18 protein-coding genes are annotated in these 15,781 nt (G+C 47.2%); 6 read left to right on the forward strand and 12 right to left on the reverse strand.

Going from position 1 to position 15,781, the window contains the following annotated elements:
* Nucleotides 1-124: 124 nt before the first annotated feature.
* The 4 genes from BVI01S_RS02195 to BVI01S_RS02210 form a co-directional block, all read right to left on the reverse strand.
* Nucleotides 125-676, reverse strand: a complete 552-nt coding sequence (locus BVI01S_RS02195) for a DUF3231 family protein (protein WP_034761591.1) — start codon at nt 674-676, stop codon at nt 125-127.
* A 233-nt stretch (nt 677-909) separates the two neighbouring features.
* The gene (locus BVI01S_RS02200) at nt 910-1,530 is read right to left on the reverse strand and encodes a TetR/AcrR family transcriptional regulator (RefSeq protein ID WP_034761590.1); all 621 of its coding nucleotides are present in this window, start codon (nt 1,528-1,530) and stop codon (nt 910-912) included.
* Nucleotides 1,484-2,749, reverse strand: coding sequence for an MFS transporter (locus BVI01S_RS02205; protein ID WP_034761588.1), 1,266 nt, complete (start codon nt 2,747-2,749; stop codon nt 1,484-1,486). Before BVI01S_RS02205 ends, BVI01S_RS02200 begins: the two co-directional genes overlap by 47 nt.
* Nucleotides 2,750-2,916: 167 nt before the next feature.
* Nucleotides 2,917-3,378 carry a geobacillin-26 family protein gene (locus BVI01S_RS02210; protein ID WP_061809078.1) on the reverse strand — a complete coding sequence of 154 codons (462 nt, stop codon included), beginning with the start codon at nt 3,376-3,378 and terminating at the stop codon, nt 2,917-2,919.
* A gap of 137 nt (nt 3,379-3,515) precedes the next feature.
* On the opposite strand from BVI01S_RS02210, the gene ahpC reads away from it, so the two are divergent.
* Both ahpC and ahpF read left to right on the forward strand, forming a co-directional pair.
* Nucleotides 3,516-4,079, forward strand: coding sequence for an alkyl hydroperoxide reductase subunit C (ahpC, locus tag BVI01S_RS02215; RefSeq protein WP_034761584.1), 564 nt, complete (start codon nt 3,516-3,518; stop codon nt 4,077-4,079).
* Between the two features lie 12 nt (nt 4,080-4,091).
* Nucleotides 4,092-5,618 carry an alkyl hydroperoxide reductase subunit F gene (ahpF, locus tag BVI01S_RS02220; protein ID WP_061809079.1) on the forward strand — a complete coding sequence of 509 codons (1,527 nt, stop codon included), beginning with the start codon at nt 4,092-4,094 and terminating at the stop codon, nt 5,616-5,618.
* Between the two features lie 93 nt (nt 5,619-5,711).
* On the opposite strand, the gene BVI01S_RS02225 is transcribed toward ahpF, so the two are convergent.
* From BVI01S_RS02225 to BVI01S_RS02250, 6 genes are all read right to left on the reverse strand, one after another.
* Nucleotides 5,712-6,569, reverse strand: coding sequence for a protein phosphatase 2C domain-containing protein (locus BVI01S_RS02225; protein ID WP_061809080.1), 858 nt, complete (start codon nt 6,567-6,569; stop codon nt 5,712-5,714).
* A 141-nt stretch (nt 6,570-6,710) separates the two neighbouring features.
* Entirely contained in the window at nt 6,711-7,391 is a 681-nt protein-coding gene (locus tag BVI01S_RS02230; protein WP_082804640.1) for a Dph6-related ATP pyrophosphatase, read from the reverse strand.
* Between the two features lie 140 nt (nt 7,392-7,531).
* On the reverse strand, nt 7,532-7,984 hold the full coding sequence (locus BVI01S_RS02235; RefSeq protein ID WP_034761578.1) for a helix-turn-helix domain-containing protein: 453 nt from the start codon (nt 7,982-7,984) through the stop codon (nt 7,532-7,534).
* 172 nt (nt 7,985-8,156) lie between these two features.
* Nucleotides 8,157-8,549: a DUF5412 domain-containing protein gene (locus BVI01S_RS02240; RefSeq protein WP_061809081.1), complete on the reverse strand. Its 393-nt coding sequence runs from the start codon at nt 8,547-8,549 to the stop codon at nt 8,157-8,159.
* A gap of 86 nt (nt 8,550-8,635) precedes the next feature.
* Nucleotides 8,636-9,052 carry a flavoprotein gene (locus tag BVI01S_RS02245; RefSeq protein WP_061809082.1) on the reverse strand — a complete coding sequence of 139 codons (417 nt, stop codon included), beginning with the start codon at nt 9,050-9,052 and terminating at the stop codon, nt 8,636-8,638.
* Between the two features lie 80 nt (nt 9,053-9,132).
* Nucleotides 9,133-10,026 carry a DUF6843 domain-containing protein gene (locus tag BVI01S_RS02250; protein WP_061809083.1) on the reverse strand — a complete coding sequence of 298 codons (894 nt, stop codon included), beginning with the start codon at nt 10,024-10,026 and terminating at the stop codon, nt 9,133-9,135.
* A 189-nt stretch (nt 10,027-10,215) separates the two neighbouring features.
* Between BVI01S_RS02250 and BVI01S_RS02255 the strand changes: the two genes are divergently transcribed.
* Entirely contained in the window at nt 10,216-10,485 is a 270-nt protein-coding gene (locus BVI01S_RS02255) for a DUF3243 domain-containing protein (protein WP_061809084.1), read from the forward strand.
* A 47-nt stretch (nt 10,486-10,532) separates the two neighbouring features.
* On the opposite strand, the gene BVI01S_RS02260 is transcribed toward BVI01S_RS02255, so the two are convergent.
* Together BVI01S_RS02260 and BVI01S_RS02265 are read right to left on the reverse strand one after the other, a co-directional pair.
* Entirely contained in the window at nt 10,533-11,306 is a 774-nt protein-coding gene (locus BVI01S_RS02260) for a PAS domain S-box protein (protein WP_156477286.1), read from the reverse strand.
* Between the two features lie 133 nt (nt 11,307-11,439).
* Nucleotides 11,440-11,994 carry a CBO0543 family protein gene (locus BVI01S_RS02265; RefSeq protein ID WP_034761566.1) on the reverse strand — a complete coding sequence of 185 codons (555 nt, stop codon included), beginning with the start codon at nt 11,992-11,994 and terminating at the stop codon, nt 11,440-11,442.
* A 246-nt stretch (nt 11,995-12,240) separates the two neighbouring features.
* On the opposite strand from BVI01S_RS02265, the gene coxB reads away from it, so the two are divergent.
* From coxB to BVI01S_RS02280, 3 genes are all read left to right on the forward strand, one after another.
* Nucleotides 12,241-13,230 carry a cytochrome c oxidase subunit II gene (gene coxB / locus BVI01S_RS02270; RefSeq protein WP_061809085.1) on the forward strand — a complete coding sequence of 330 codons (990 nt, stop codon included), beginning with the start codon at nt 12,241-12,243 and terminating at the stop codon, nt 13,228-13,230.
* 93 nt (nt 13,231-13,323) lie between these two features.
* Nucleotides 13,324-15,198 carry a cytochrome c oxidase subunit I gene (locus BVI01S_RS02275; RefSeq protein ID WP_082197475.1) on the forward strand — a complete coding sequence of 625 codons (1,875 nt, stop codon included), beginning with the start codon at nt 13,324-13,326 and terminating at the stop codon, nt 15,196-15,198.
* Nucleotides 15,195-15,779, forward strand: a complete 585-nt coding sequence (locus BVI01S_RS02280) for a cytochrome c oxidase subunit 3 (RefSeq protein ID WP_034761563.1) — start codon at nt 15,195-15,197, stop codon at nt 15,777-15,779. The genes BVI01S_RS02275 and BVI01S_RS02280 overlap by 4 nt, the downstream gene beginning before the upstream one ends.
* The last annotated feature ends 2 nt before the right edge of the window (nt 15,780-15,781 follow it).

Consider the following 15,781-nt stretch of genomic DNA (forward strand, 5'->3'; position numbering starts at 1 on the left):
AGCTAAGGGGACAGGTACCGTGGTCTTAATTGAACCAAGGTACCTGTCCCCTAATTTTTTTCGTTTTATTGGCGAAATCCCGAGATCTCCAATTTCATTGTTTGCACACGCATCCGGAACAAGCCTACTTTCTCTCCGGAGCCCCAGGAGGATTGTAAAACGGCGGGACTCTGAGCCATCCCCTTGAGATCATCAAGTTTTTCAACGGAGCAGCGAATTTCATCAAGTTGATTTGAATAGAAAAGAACATCAGCCCGACATCGGTACGGACGGTCTTTGACATGGCCTGGGCGCAATAGGTGATGGATGCTGCCACCTTGGCTGAGATGAGGTTCGCAATCTCGTCATCGGACAGCCTGACCCCTTCCGGCACGGCGCTTTGTTCTGATAACGGCTTTCGCGGGTTGACCAGGGGCAATGGGACCCCTTCCTTTAGTAGGAGTTTCTCAATTTTTTTCGTATCCAGCTTGCTTCCTTCCAATGCGCTCTCTAGCACATGTTTCAAATCCTTGTCCGTCGTGGTGTTCAGTCCCACCTGATAAAGGGCATGGGCTTCGTGAAATGCCGTGAACGCGGTCCAAAGATCCATCACCTCTCCGACATGGAGCGGAGGCTTGGGTGCTTCATCTGTGAAGTTCTTCATAATGGCTGAGATCGCTTCAAATACGTGGGTCATTCTTCTACCTCCTGATTACTTGTCGCTACTATTATTCCTTATTTTGCATCTGGCATGCAGAAAAAGGGAAAGGCACTCTGGACCCGATTGGTCCAGAGTGCCTTTCCCTTTGCATTTTGTATAGGGAATGATGTATTTATCAGCGGAATATTGGATATATCAGCGAAATCCTGATTTTAACAGCGAAATTTTTAATATATCAGCGAAATACCAATTTTATCAGCAATCTTCCTCTACTCTCCAACACCCAATCCCCACTTCAAATATCCCATCAATAACTCCGTCTGTTCCTTCAACTGAATCGTCTCGGAATCAAGGATGGCATGATCCACCGCCATCCCATCGATATGTGAGATGATGCTCTTGGCAATCACTTCAGGATCAAATCGGGGAGAGAATTCCCCTGCCTTGACGCCTTCTTCGATGATGTTGACGGTCATTTGGTAGGCCTGTAGGAACCGTTTCCTCGCGTGTTCCTTCCTGCTTTCGTCATTACGTCCCGTGATGAAATATTCAAGCTTGGAAGGGGCCAGGGCGTCCATGTCATTGGTTGCCTCCTTGCTTTCCCCGAGGAAGCTCATGAGCAGGACATCCCAGTAGGATCCCTGTTGTTTCAGCATGGCCTGGATACTTCCCTCAATGACCTCCTCCTGCTCTCCGGCGATCAAGGCTTCGAAGAGATCCTCTTTATTTTCAAAGTACTGATACAAGCCTCCCCTGCTTACACCGGCCCGTTCCATGACGTGCTTCATAGTGGTGTTTTCATAACCGTGCTCGCAGAAGACTTCCCTGGCGGCTTTCAATAAGTTAGAGCGGCGTTGCTCCTTGTGCTCCTGACTGACTTTCGGTGACATCTGGCTCCTCCTCTACTTTATGTTTTACTGCAATGGATACGAAGAATAATACGATCAATAATGAACCGGTGATGATGAAAGACGGGATGATCCCGATCACGGTGGCAAGGGCTCCCCCTGCGAGCGGTCCGATGATCGTGGCTGTCGTCGTGGTGCTGTTGACGACCCCGAATACCCTTCCCGTCATATGAACCGGCGTCTTCTCCTGGGTCGCTGCCTGGAACGGGATGAAGACGAGGCCGGCAGATGCCCCTGCCATCAAGCCCAAAGCAGGAACCCACAGCATCGACAGGCTGAGGTCATAATGCGTCAGGACTCCCATCAGACCAAACCCCAACCCGATTCCGAATACCCCGATACACATATAGACGAATGCGTTATAATCGGTCTTTTTCGACAGATAAATCCCTGTGATCAGCATTCCGACACCCGCACTTGCCACCAGATACCCCAGGAGATTCGGTGAAACATCTGTCAACTGTCGGAGCAGGACAATGAATTGAGAGTCCGATAATTGAAGGATCAGTAAGCTGACCCCAAGTAAAAACAATCCATATAATAAGAAACGGCTTTTCTTAATGAACGAGAATCCGACTTTGATTTCCTCTTTGAAGGAAGGTCCGTCCCTCTTCTCCTCTTCCACTTTCACTTCTTTCACCGCTTTCGGCAAAAGAAAGATGAAGATCGCTGACAGGAAAAAGGTGGCGGAGTCCAGATAGAAGACGTTGTACGTTCCGATCAGGGACACGAGGATCCCGCTTACGAGCGGCCCGATGACCTTCGTGCCTGAGTCGATGGTGGATGAAAGCGACATGGCCCCCTTGATGTTCTCATCTGCCACAAGCTCCTTCAGCTTCCCATTCTTTGCCGGAATGAACACGGAGGAGAAGATCCCCGTCAGGAACAAACAGCCGTACACCATCCACACATTCGTCGCAAGCGTCAGGAGCAGAATCAGCACACCCCTCACCACATCGGAAAACACCATCAGCGTCTTCCTCTCCATCCGGTCCGCGATCGTTCCCGTGATCGGTCCGAATAAAGCCATCGGCAGCGCCAGGCTCAAGATGATTAACGACATCTGCATCGGTGTTGCTTCCCATTTTAACCCAACCAGCGTAATGATCGCCACAATACTCAACCAATCCCCAAGTCCCGAAATCGCCTGCGCCGTCATCAACGTGATGAACCCCTTATTTTTCCGCAAAGAAGATCCCATTTCCCATCGCCCCTTTATTAAAAATGACATTATTGTCGTTTTATTAATCTTAGTATATCGACACGAGTGTCTTTTTGCAACCAGCTTTTTAAATTTATTTAAAAATAGGTATACTTGCCTTATAAGAAAAGGGGGTCCGTATATGCATCGGTCTACATCAAATAGCCTCAATCCATCAGCAGTGATACATAATAATACCCTGCATCCTGAAGCGCAGCCTTCATATCTATATAATTCGTCAATGCAAAATAAAGCCCAATACCTCCCAAACAGGCAATAATGATCCCAGCTGACCTAGGAACATGCTTTGTTTTTTTATAAAAAATCATGGTCGTGATGCAGACAATGACAACATATACAGCCGATATGATCATGGTAAATCGGTGACCTGCAGCTTCGTTTACCGCTTTCCGAAAACTTTCCAGTGTTTCTTCGTTTTCACTATTTTCCTGAAACGTCTTCTTACGTTTCTCATGCCCGATTTCCCAATATAGCGTACGACTTTCCATGCTCATTTGATAATGAAAACCGCCCGCACTTCCTTCCTGTATCATCTCGGATGTTTCGGCATTGATCTGTAGTGGAAAAAGTATGAGCAAGAATAGTACTATCATTGCTTTTTTGAACATAAAATCCCTCTCTTCTAAAACAGAATCTTTTCCCTTGACAAAAAAACGCATTTATATAATAATAAATATCGAATTAGAATTATTACAATCTGTTAATGATTCTCAATCACATACCACTACTAGGAGGAATTTACACTATGTCATTAATCGGTTCACAAGTCGTACCATTTAAAGCAGAAGCATTCAAAGATGGTGAGTTCATCACTGTTACAGACGAAAGCCTGAAAGGTCAATGGAGCATTTTCTGCTTCTACCCTGCGGACTTCACATTTGTATGCCCGACAGAGCTTGAAGACCTTCAAAATAACTATGAAACTCTTAAAGAGCTTGGCGTAGAAGTGTACTCAGTTTCTACAGACACTCACTTTACACATAAAGGCTGGCACGACAGCTCAGAAAAAATCGGTAAAATCAAATACGCAATGATCGGTGATCCGTCACAACGCATCACTCGCGGATTCGATGTATTAAATGAAGAAGATGGTCTTGCTGACCGCGGAACATTCATCATCGACCCGGATGGCGTGATCCAAGCAGTTGAAATCAACGCTGGCGGAATCGGCCGTGACGCAGACATCTTAGTAAGCAAAATCAAGGCTGCACAATATGTGCGCAACAACCCAGGCGAAGTTTGCCCGGCTAAATGGCAGGAAGGTTCTGAAACACTTAAGCCAAGCCTTGACCTAGTTGGTAAATTATAAGGAGTGCTAAACATGCTCGAAGCAGATATTAAAGCACAATTAGAACAATACCTGCAAATGATGGAAGGCGACATCGTCCTGAAAGTCAGTGCAGGTGACGATGACACGTCGAAGGAGATGCTTGCTCTTGTAGAGGAGCTCTCTTCCATGTCATCCCGCATCTCAGTGGAAAAAGCAGAACTGACAAGAACACCTAGCTTCAGCGTGAATCGTCCTGGTGAGGAGACCGGTATTACTTTTGCCGGGATCCCTCTTGGACATGAATTCACTTCCCTGGTTCTTGCCCTCCTTCAAGTGAGCGGCAGAGCGCCAAAAGTGGATCAAAGCGTCATTGACCAGATCAAGAGCGTCAAAGGTGAACACCACTTCGAGACGTATGTCAGCCTTAGCTGTCACAACTGTCCTGATGTGGTACAGGCACTGAACATCATGAGTGTCCTGAATCCGAACATCACGCACACGATGATCGATGGAGCTGCATTTAAGGAAGAAGTGGAACGCAAGAACGTCATGGCTGTTCCTGCTGTCTACCTGAATGCGGAATTCTTCAACGGCGGACGTACGACGTTGGAAGAAATCCTTTCTAAAATCGTGGAAGGTCCCGGTGCGGATGAGCTATCGAATAAAGATCCGTATGACGTTCTTGTCGTCGGTGGCGGACCTGCGGGATCCAGTGCGGCGATTTATGCGGCACGTAAAGGAATCCGTACAGGAATCGTTGCTGAACGCTTCGGCGGTCAGGTCCTTGACACGATGAGCATCGAGAACTTCATCAGCGTGAAGCAGACGGAAGGTCCAAAACTTGTGGCAAGTCTTGAAGAGCACGTGAAGGATTATGGCATCGATGTCATGAACCTTCAGCGCGCAAAACGCCTCGAGAAGAAAGATCTTGTGGAGCTTGAGCTTGAAAACGGCGCAGTCCTGAAGAGTAAGAGTCTGATCATCTCGACAGGTGCACGCTGGCGCAACATCAATGTCCCGGGTGAAGAGAAGTTCAAGAACAAAGGAGTGGCATACTGCCCTCACTGTGACGGACCTCTATTTGAAGGGAAAGATGTCGCTGTCATCGGCGGAGGAAACTCCGGTATCGAAGCAGCCATCGACCTTGCAGGAATCGTCAAGCACGTCACGGTCCTTGAGTTCAACTCAGAACTGAAAGCTGACGACGTGTTACAGAAACGCCTGTTCAGCCTGCCGAACGTGACCGTGATCACGAACGCACAAACGCAGGAGATCACGGGTACAGATAAGGTGAACGGTATCACTTACAAGGACCGTGAAACTCTTGAAGAGAAGCACGTCGAACTGCAAGGTGTATTTGTCCAAATCGGTCTTGTTCCAAACACAGACTGGCTCGGCGACCTTGTAGAACGTACAAAATTCGGTGAAATCATCGTGGACAAACACGGTGCCACCAACGTCCCTGGCGTATTCGCTGCAGGAGACTGCACAGACAGCGCCTACAACCAAATCATCATCTCCATGGGATCAGGAGCAACCGCTGCACTTGGCGCATTTGACTATATGATTCGGAACTAGAGAGATTGAGAGGTTCGCCCCTTTTTGAGGGACGGACCTCTTTTTGTCTTGAGGGGAGATTCTTTTGGACGGGTTTGGAGGTCCGTCCCTCTCCTAGGACCCTCCCCCGAAGTCCATGACGATGCCGGCTTTGTCGTCGCTTTTCTTGAATCTTGGATAGGTGATGCATTCGGGGTCTGATTCTTCGAGGTCGATCAGGTCGGCAGCATATTTCTCGATTCCTTTTTCAAGGATACTGCACGCTGTGTATTCCCAATACGGCTCTCCTTCTGGAATCGATTCAGCCGGGGGGAATAATCCATCGGTCAAGAGGATCAAATGGGTCAGTCCGACCTTATTGATCTTCCCGTATTCAAAGTACTTGACCGCTTCCGGCTCCCCGTTCAGGACTCCATATCCCCCTTCCCCATTGCTCAGCTGCCTGTTTGCAATCAGCTGTTCTTTCACGTGGGGCATGATTTCATCCTTCGTCCTGAATCCTCTCCGGATGCACTCCCTCCACATTTCAATCGCCGTTTCTTCCAGATGTTCTACCTGCAGCCTCGTCAAGGGACGGACCTCCCCACTTTCATAGACGGCGAGGATCATGCAATCCCCGGTCTGGATGAACTCAATCCCGCTAACCCCAACGCGGACAGCTGCAAGGGCCGTCCCCCACAGCTGTTCCTTCCGATTGCCGTCAACTTGATAGTCTGTCATTTTCATATGTAAACGTTCATTGATTCTGGTCAGTGCTTCATAGAGTGACTGATCCTCCGACTCCATGGATTCAAGCCCATCCTTCACCGTATGGGAGGCGATATAGCCTCCTGTCAGATGTTCTTTTGAGGTGAAAGGGACCAGGGACGATACCCCGTCCGCGACACCGAATAGGGACTGTCCCTCATTGAAGATCAATGCATCTTCGTTTAGAGGTCCGTCCCCCTTGATGGTGATGTGGTGCAGTTTCATGTGAACACTTCCTTACTAGAAATATACTTTGTTGTGAAAAGGGCTCTCAGGAGTCACTTATCAGCGAAATTTTCAATATATCAGTGGAAAATTGATTTTATCAGCGGAATTCCGAATATATCAGCGATTCCTAGATTCGACTTACTTCGGGACCACATCCCGAAACAAAAAGCGATCCCGACCCGTCACCACGTCCGGGGTCACTCTCTCCTCCCCGAGCTCGTACCGGATTGGAAATTCAAAGTTCGGACCGTCAAACACAAATGTATGGAACTCACCATTCTCTCCGCACACATCACAGTTCTCAGGATAGTCTTTTAGGAAATCCGCATCATATACTCTTCCCGCAAACGACCGATCCAGCTGTTCCATATCGATACAGGTGAGCACGGTTTTGAAGCCGCGCTCAATAAATTCACGGCCCAGTTCTCCTACATCCTGACCCCACAACGGAAAAATCGGCGTAATGCCCGTCCCTTCAAGCATCTTCTCCCGATATGCCCGTACATCAGCAAGATGAATATCCCCGAAGACCATATTGGTGACCCCGTCCTCCAGCATCCCGGAAACGGCTTTCCCCATCCGATCCTGATACACTTCATTCGGACAGTCCTGCGGGATCCATACCTCTCTCAGTGGAATTCCAAGAGACTTCGATTGCCGCTTCAACATCTCGTATCGCACACCATGGATCGACACCCGGTCGAACCCTTCCGTCAGCGTTACGAGGAGCGAGTCCACCTCGTATTCGGGATTTTGCTGTATGTTATATAATGCCAGAGTGGAATCCTTTCCACCGCTGTATGCTATGACTGTTTTCATGTCGGCCCCCTGTTTTCCAATGAGTTTTCTCACTATTCATTATTCCAAACCTGGACGGGGAACTCAAATTTCTTGGCATGAAAAAAAGAGGCTATGAAGCCCCTTTTAGTTGATGATTATATTCTTAACACAAATCTCCCCTACTCCTCTTTAAACTTATCCTTCACCAAGCCAGAACCAAATCCCCCACCCAGCATAAGGATCAGTGGACCGAAATTCCACAAAAATGAACCGCCATATAAAGCTGTGTCCATCGAAGTGAAATGATTCACTCCCAGGACGATCAATTTAGTGACAAGTAATATAAGACCTATTAAAAACAATACGTCGAACATAAATTTCAGCCTAGGATAAGCGAGTTGTTTACTGTCTTGAATGACCTTCTCAGTCAACTCTTCATCACTCCTCAATAATTCATCAATTGTCACTCCGAACAAATCGCTTAATCGAATAATGATTTCGATGCTCGGATAATTCTGACCGTTCTCCCATTTCGAAACCGATTGTCTGCTGACAAACAGCTGCTCGGCCAATTCACCCTGGGACCACCCTTTATTGGTTCTCTCCTTTTTTAACTTCTCCCCAAAAACCATTCCATCAGTCACCTTTCGTTGTTGATAGTTTCATTGTTGCCCATCATCTTCTAAACGTAAAGAACGGAATCGTTGCACACACCCGCAACCCCACGTTGACATGGGGAAACCCCTGTTATATCAATGATTTTGATATCAATTTTCCACAGGGGAAAAGTGGTCCAGACCTCCTTCATTGATGCCGGAAATCAAATTCTTCACCAGGAACGTTCAGCGTTACTCCATTGATTACGACCGTATCCTCATCCGTCCACGAAATCTTGGCCGTCTCTTCCCGATAGTTCCAATAGATATTCTTCGTCTTGTTCTCTTTTTCGTTATCAACCAATTCACCTCTTACCCCATAAGAAGTCGTCGCTCCCCCATTGGTGACATATGCCCGCAACGTGTATTTCCCGTCAGGAGACGCTTCTTCTGTCAGAAACTCCCCATCCGGCAGCCTGTTCATATCATAAAATGCCCAATAGACTGCATAGATCCCAAATCCAATCACACAAACAGCAAAGAGACCCAATACAGAAAAGACCACTTTCTTTTCCGTTTCAACCCCACGATTTGAATTCATCTTATGTACTCCTTTTATAAATCCTACTATTATTTTCCCCACCTTACACTGAGGGACGGACCTCCAGTTCCCAAACACCCCAACTCTTAAAGATCATTTTTGAGGTCCGTCCCTCCAACAGAAACCCCCGTCTCAATATAACTCCTCACCAGCTTCCAACCTTCTTCTCGTTTCTTAAAGGTGTCGAAGAACATATTTCCGGTTTCCATCGGTTTTCCGTCCAGTACGATGGTGGCGTAGAGAATGACCATCCTTTCATCCTCTTTCATTGGAATGACCGACATTTCGCGGATGTCCCATTCTGCTTGTTCGCCTTTCACGTAGGCAAATCCCTGCTTCCAGCCTTCTATCGACTCCTTATATTCGAATGCCTCGATGTCTCCATCCCTTACTTCCCTCGCTTGATAGTCAGCGGAAATGAAAGTCTCCAATTCTGTGAGTGATGAATTCCTCCATGCTTGTAAAAACGCGTCAAGATCTGCTCTAAAAGTTTGATTGTCCATTGTAACCTCCTACACTTTATATCTACCAATTATTTCAAAACGCAGTCGCAATCTCAATCCCTATAAAAAAGAAGCCCGACTCACTCGTCACGCTCCCCATGCTCTTCATAATATTTTTCGATTTCCCTTCCCTGTGCTGAGTATCGTTCATTTCCGTTTAGATGGAAGTCTTCCCCGCATGCAGAATTCGTCACTTGGAATGCATCGTACGTCATATTACCCCCGTCGGATTGAGTCACCCTGCCGCCTCCGCTAAGATAAATGCACTCATCCTCTATCAGAACCCGGTTCCCTTCTTCATCCACATAGAAATATTGATTTTCACTCACATGATGTACTTGATCTTTTGTCGAAGTCCGATAGACTCCGAATCGTTCAATATCCGTCCTCATAAGGGTAGGCAAACTTTCAATCCCGACTGGAACCATGGAAAACCCATCCTCTTTTTCAAGTGGTGGCTGATCCACAACACCATAGAAAACAACAATTGTCCCCTCATGTCCTTCTGGGATGAGGTACTGAGACTTGATCCCTTCTTCCTTCTCCTTACCAGGTATCCAATTTACAACCACAATCATGGCAGATAAAACAAAAACAACGCTTCCTAATTTCAGGTAAAACTTCTTGTTATCCGAATCTACATTAGACCTATGCTTCTTTTTCAACCGTTCATCAATGAAAAAAAAGATAACGGCACAAATGACCGCAAACCAGGCAAACCCGTCGATCACAAAGTATGTAAGACCACCAAATAAAGCATGGATAAATCCTGCGGTCATCAATCGCCCTTTCCACATCTTTTTCGTCAGCCAATCTGACAGCAGGGACACAGGAATTCCATACGCAACGTTTCCGGCCAAAGCATAGATCAGAACAATCGGAAAAATCCAGAGCCCTCCGTCCATTATGCTTAGCATCAGCATGAATGTAGAAAGGATCAGACTCGTGTAAAGAGCGGTTTTTAGTTTATTCATTCTTCCAACCTCCTAAATGAGATTGTGATATACTTCACAATAATATCATACCATAAATTGTATGAGTTGGAAGACCCCTTCTAATGTGCTCTAAAAGTTTAACCTTATTTTTATAGGGAAACACACTACTACAACCAACTAAAGGAGGAATTCATTATCGCACACGATCCTAAACAAGCAGCGGCAAATATGAATGAAGACAAAAAGGAAGACATTCTGCAGCATTTCGATTCGTTCAAGGACTATTTGGGAAATCAGGTTCAGAAGGGTGAAAAGCTGGGTCTCGGAGAGGAAGCTCTTTCGAAGGGGGCTAAACGCGTGGCCGACTATTTAGCGGAGCATGAGGAACCGCGTAATCGGGAACAGAAGGTATTGAATGAGATGTGGCATGTAGCCAATAAGGAAGAGCGTGAGCATATGGCTCATGTGTTAGTAAAACTTGCGGATCAAACCAATTAATGAACACAGTTCCGAGCCCCCAATAGTATGATCTTTGGGGGCTTTTTCTATGATTCATTCTGTTCTTGTAGCGTCATGCCGATTTGCGCCAGGGCTTCTTTCACAGTAGCCACCGTTGGGATCGCGGATAAATCGATTCCCACCTCGATCGCTTCAACGGCTAATTCCGGCCTTATTCCTGTGATGATGGAACGCACACCGAGCAGGGATAATACGTTCGTAATCTTGAAGAGATAATCGATGACCATGCGATCAAGGGTATACACACCGGAGAAATCGATGATTAAGCGATTGACGTTTCGATCCTTTACTTTGCACGGAATTAAATCAAGTAAGGTCATGGCTTTGTCTTGATCTATTTTCCCTCTCAATGGTAGAACGGCCACATCATCGATCAACGGTACGATGGTCGCTGATAACTCGTTGATCTCATCATTCATATCATGTTGATTCTTTTCCGTTTCTTTCCGCTTTGTGATGTCCCAGACGTAGGTTTGAATCGCCCTTGTATCCCCGATTTTGACAGGGTGGCAATACAACTCGACCTCCACTCTCGTCCCGTCTATCCGGAAGACGGTCTCTTCAATGACATCCGCCGGCTTTCCATACGCAGATTGAATTCTCCGACTGATGGCATCCTTCGAGCTTTCCTGAAAAATATCGAGGGGACTCGCACCGATCATGCTCTCTTTGTTGCTTCTAAAGAACTCTTCCGCTGCTTGGTTTATGTACAGGACCTTATAGTCCGTGTGAATGATTAGTGGATCCCTTGAATATTCCATCACTTCTAAATAATCTACTTCTGCCACCGAAACGGTCACACGATCACTCCCTTTCCTCCTACGATACAGATTGTTTTACTAGATAGCAAGAATGATGGTATTCCCTGCCAATTCATCCCATTAAAAAAAGCCAACACCATACGTTAGCCTTTCTACCCATTCTATTCACAACTCAATCATCGTTTGGATCCTTTTTTCTAAAAATATACTCTACCATTCCTCTGATCAAATAGGAAAGAACAAAATAAATCACAAATGACCACCACATTTTCCAGTGATAGGTCTTGTAAATATGGAGCCATTCAAACAGGCTCTCTCCAACAAATGAAGCTCCACCGGCAAGGACAAGGGTGGCATAAAAGAACGGCTTCCCTTTAGGAAAATATTTATATAACAGCATGAAAGTGACCGGTATCAAGGCATAGTCGAATAAGTATGCTTTCGGAAGAATCGGAATCAGCTGTCCAGGGTATCCCCACATCCCGAGGTCAAATCCATATCCGTCTAAATTGGCGGCAACGATGATCCATACAAGTCCCAGGAATAGCAGTTTCGGCTTATTCGTTTCGTTTCTCGTTAAATAAACAAACACCACCCAGGTCAGAATGAAAAGTGCGAGGATGGACCACCAGCGGGGACTTAGAAAACAATACTCCAGCCAATAGTTGATATTCTCCCTGGTCACTTCCAGAGACTTTTCTCTTATTTGATCATATCGTTCTTGCATACACTATCCCCTTTTAAAAAACGCCCTCATAGATAATCTAAGAGGGCTCTGAATGCAGGTTATATTTCAATCATAGTATTGGCCAAGCAAGAGATATTATTCTCCGTCATGGTACAAATCCCCTAATCCCCACTATTTTCTAAATTTTTCGTTTAAACGTTAGAATTTAGAGGTAGGGTATGTATGGAAAGGTTTACCGCCCTATGTCCAGGGACGGTACAGGAGAAATAAAGAAAGGGGGATTCCATGAAACGTCTTCGTTTCGCTATTTTGCCGGCCGTAGTTTTCCTCACAGGCTGCAGCTCTTTTAAAGTCCTCGATCCGAAAGGAACCGTGGCCGAACTTCAATTGAACTTATTCCAAATTTCCATTGCCATCATGCTGCTGGTCTTTTTTGTCGTGTTTTCCATGTTCGTCTACTTCACATGGAAGTATCGAGAAACGCCGGAGCGCCGACATGTCACTCCTTCTTACGTCAAAGGGAATAAGAAGCTTGAGGTGGCGTGGACCGTCATTCCCATTCTCTTATTGGTGATTCTTGCCGTCCCTACCGTTAAGGGAACCTTTTCCCTCGCCGAATCATCTGAAAACAGTGATAACCCACTGAAGATCGAGGTCACGGGACACCAATATTGGTGGGAAGTACACTATCCCGATCAGGGCATCACCCTGACCAATGAAGCTTACATACCAGTGGATCGGCCTGTCGTATTCCAGTTGAAATCCGACGATGTCATTCATTCCTTCTGGATGCCTAGGCTTGGCGGAAAAAAAGATCTCATACCAGGAAAGACGAATACGCTGACGTTGAATGCCTCTAAGGAAGGCGTCTACAAAGGCCAATGTGCCGAGTTATGCGGGGCTTCCCATTCCTATATGAGATTCCAGGTCCAAGCAGTCGGAGAAAGGGAGTTCGCTCAATGGATCGACCAGGAACAGAAGAAAAAGGCACCAGATGCGGTGTCCACTGCATCTGAAAAAGGAGAGAAACTGTTTATCTCCAAGTGCTTGACCTGTCATGCCGTATCGCCTTCAGAAAGAAGCAAAGGACCGAATCTTTCCGGAATGGCCGGTAAAGAGCGGATTGGGAATGTTCTACCCAACACAGAAGAAAATAGGAAGAAATGGATCAGGGACCCGTCCTCATTCAAACCGGACGTCAACATGCCTCCATTTCCTGATCTGACAGAAGAAGACCTTGACGCCTTAAGCACGTATCTTTCCCAATTAGAATAGGAGGTGGAGAATATGGATATCAAGTACACCCTTTTCGGACGGGAATTCGTATTCCCCTCTGATATCGTTGCGGCAGACATCTCGATCATCCTCATGGCCGCGGCTGCCCTTTTCTTGTTGACCCGTTATAAAAAGTGGAAGTGGGCCTGGGAGTGGGCAACCTCCACTCACCATCATAAAGTCGGCATCTTATATCTTGCGGCAGGAGGAGCCTTCTTCCTTCGCGGTGGTCTTGATGCCCTGATCATACGGCTTCAGCTCGCACTTCCGGAGAACCAATTCTGGGTCTTCCAGGGTGAAAAATATAACCAAATGATGACCACACACGGTACGACGATGATCTTCTTCGTCGCCATGCCGTTATTGATCGGGCTGATGAATGTCGCCGTCCCCCTTCAAATCGGAGCCAGGGACTTGGCGTTTCCCCACCTCAACTTGTTGAGCTTTTGGCTGTTCCTTGTCGGTGGGGCTTTGGTGAATATCAGCTTCGTTCTGGGGGGATCGCCTTCTGCAGGCTGGACGGGCTTTGCCCCCTTAAGCCTTGATGTATATACACCGGGTCCCGGTCTCGATTATTATGCCCTCGGGATCCAGATCGCCGGTGCGGGGACGATCATGTCCGCCATTAACTTCCTGGTGACGATCATCCGCAAACGGGCCCCCGGGCTCACTTTTATGAGAATGCCATTATTTACGTGGTCTTCCTTTGTGACATCGATCCTGATTTTATTCGCCTTTCCCGCTCTGACCGTCGCCTTGTTACTCCTGACGATGGACCGGGTGTATGGGACGGCTTTTCTCACGGGGACAGAAGGAAACCCCATCATATGGCAACACTTATTCTGGATCTTCGGTCACCCGGAAGTATACATTTTGATTTTGCCGGCGTTCGGCATCTTTTCCGATGTGATCACCACCTTCTCAAGACGCAATCTGTTTGCCTATCCGGCCATGGTGTTCGCCCTCGTCCTGATCGGGTTCCTCGGATTCATGGTGTGGATCCATCACATGTTCACCGTCGGGCTCGGGCCGATCTCAAACGCCATATTCGCCCTGTCCACCATGTCGATTGCAGTTCCGACGGGCATTAAAGTATTCAACTGGCTCTTCACACTGCGGGGAGGGGTCATACGATTTAAGACCGCCATGTTATTTTCACTGGCGTTCATCCCTACCTTCCTCATCGGCGGTGCGACGGGTGTCATGCTTTCATCGGCCCCTGCCGATTATCAGTACCACGACAGTTACTTTGTTGTCGGACACTTTCACTATGTGATCGTCGGTGGGACGGTCCTCGGGATCTTTGCAGGAGTGTATTACTGGTGGCCGAAAATGTTCGGCTTCCTACTTAATGAAGCACTCGGAAAATGGCATTTCTGGCTGTTCACCATCGGCTTTCATGTCACCTTTTTCCCGATGCATCTCATGGGATTGAACGGGATGCCCCGCCGCGTGTTTACGTATTTAAAGAGCGACGGATTAGGGACACTGAATCTTATCAGCACAATCGGAGCTTTCCTCATGGCTCTCGCCGTGATGATCTTTCTTTGGAATATTTTCTGGAGTTACCGGAATGAAAAGCGGGATCTCACCGGTGATCCTTGGGAAGGACGGACACTTGAATGGTCGATTCCATCACCCCCGCCCCTGGGCAATTTCATCAAGCGCCCACTCGTCACCACGATCGATCAGCTCTGGTATGAAAAGCAGGAAGGGGATGGAACCATTCGTACGGCAGAGGAAGAAGACGTCATTTTCGTATCGAATCATACGGCACAGCCGATGATGCTCGCAGGAGCCTTGTTTGTCTCATCCTTTGGATTCATCTTTGGTTTCCCACCCCTGCAATGGTTCGGTTTTATCAGTGTAATCGGTATGTTGACGCTCCGATCCTTCACGGCGGGACGCACATGGACGCCTTATACGCCTGATGAACTGCGGGCAGAAAGGAGGAAAAGGTCACAATGAATCAACACGCATTTGAAATCGAACAAGAGCAGGACAAGAAGCTTGCCATGTGGTTCTTTATTGCGGCGGAGGTCGTCATCTTCGCCTCCCTGTTCGGGGTGTATTTAACCCTTAGATCCCATCTATCCGATGGTCCTTCCAGTGAAGAAATGCTGGAATTGAAGAGTGTCGTAATCTCGACGGTCCTCCTACTATCAAGCAGCTTCACCATCTATGCCTGTGTCAGCTCGAGTGAAAAGGGAAAAACGAGGCAGACGCTGCTCTTATTACTACTGACCCTTCTCCTCGGAGGCGTCTTTTTGATCATGGAAGCAAGAGAATTCATCCACTACTATGAAAAAGGGTTTGAACTGGACACCAGTCCTTTCCTATCCTCTTTTTATCTATTGGTCGGGACACATGGCATGCACGTCCTGGCAGGAGTCATCTGGATGGGAATCCTGCTCATTCACGTTGGAGTGAAAGGGGTTTGCCGGGAAACATCCTCTAGGCTTTCGGTGTTCTCCCTATATTGGCACTTCGTGGATCTCGTATGGGTCTTGATCTTCACCCTCGTCTATCTGTTTGGAAAGGTGGGATAAAC

This window comes from Rossellomorea vietnamensis NBRC 101237, assembly GCF_001591825.1.
In the GTDB taxonomy this organism is placed as follows: Bacteria; Bacillota; Bacilli; order Bacillales; family Bacillaceae_B; genus Rossellomorea; species Rossellomorea vietnamensis.

What these genes read in the sequence shown, in the direction of transcription:
- BVI01S_RS02195 (WP_034761591.1), bottom strand. Translation starts at nt 676, where the DNA reads ATGACCCACGTATTTGAAGCGATCTCAGCCATTATGAAGAACTTCACA.
- BVI01S_RS02200 (WP_034761590.1), bottom strand. Translation starts at nt 1,530, where the DNA reads ATGTCACCGAAAGTCAGTCAGGAGCACAAGGAGCAACGCCGCTCTAAC.
- BVI01S_RS02205 (WP_034761588.1), bottom strand. Translation starts at nt 2,749, where the DNA reads ATGGGATCTTCTTTGCGGAAAAATAAGGGGTTCATCACGTTGATGACG.
- BVI01S_RS02210 (WP_061809078.1), bottom strand. Translation starts at nt 3,378, where the DNA reads ATGTTCAAAAAAGCAATGATAGTACTATTCTTGCTCATACTTTTTCCA.
- ahpC (WP_034761584.1), top strand. Translation starts at nt 3,516, where the DNA reads ATGTCATTAATCGGTTCACAAGTCGTACCATTTAAAGCAGAAGCATTC.
- ahpF (WP_061809079.1), top strand. Translation starts at nt 4,092, where the DNA reads ATGCTCGAAGCAGATATTAAAGCACAATTAGAACAATACCTGCAAATG.
- BVI01S_RS02225 (WP_061809080.1), bottom strand. Translation starts at nt 6,569, where the DNA reads ATGAAACTGCACCACATCACCATCAAGGGGGACGGACCTCTAAACGAA.
- BVI01S_RS02230 (WP_082804640.1), bottom strand. Translation starts at nt 7,391, where the DNA reads ATGAAAACAGTCATAGCATACAGCGGTGGAAAGGATTCCACTCTGGCA.
- BVI01S_RS02235 (WP_034761578.1), bottom strand. Translation starts at nt 7,984, where the DNA reads ATGGTTTTTGGGGAGAAGTTAAAAAAGGAGAGAACCAATAAAGGGTGG.
- BVI01S_RS02240 (WP_061809081.1), bottom strand. Translation starts at nt 8,549, where the DNA reads ATGAATTCAAATCGTGGGGTTGAAACGGAAAAGAAAGTGGTCTTTTCT.
- BVI01S_RS02245 (WP_061809082.1), bottom strand. Translation starts at nt 9,052, where the DNA reads ATGGACAATCAAACTTTTAGAGCAGATCTTGACGCGTTTTTACAAGCA.
- BVI01S_RS02250 (WP_061809083.1), bottom strand. Translation starts at nt 10,026, where the DNA reads ATGAATAAACTAAAAACCGCTCTTTACACGAGTCTGATCCTTTCTACA.
- BVI01S_RS02255 (WP_061809084.1), top strand. Translation starts at nt 10,216, where the DNA reads ATGAATGAAGACAAAAAGGAAGACATTCTGCAGCATTTCGATTCGTTC.
- BVI01S_RS02265 (WP_034761566.1), bottom strand. Translation starts at nt 11,994, where the DNA reads ATGCAAGAACGATATGATCAAATAAGAGAAAAGTCTCTGGAAGTGACC.
- coxB (WP_061809085.1), top strand. Translation starts at nt 12,241, where the DNA reads ATGAAACGTCTTCGTTTCGCTATTTTGCCGGCCGTAGTTTTCCTCACA.
- BVI01S_RS02275 (WP_082197475.1), top strand. Translation starts at nt 13,324, where the DNA reads ATGGCCGCGGCTGCCCTTTTCTTGTTGACCCGTTATAAAAAGTGGAAG.
- BVI01S_RS02280 (WP_034761563.1), top strand. Translation starts at nt 15,195, where the DNA reads ATGAATCAACACGCATTTGAAATCGAACAAGAGCAGGACAAGAAGCTT.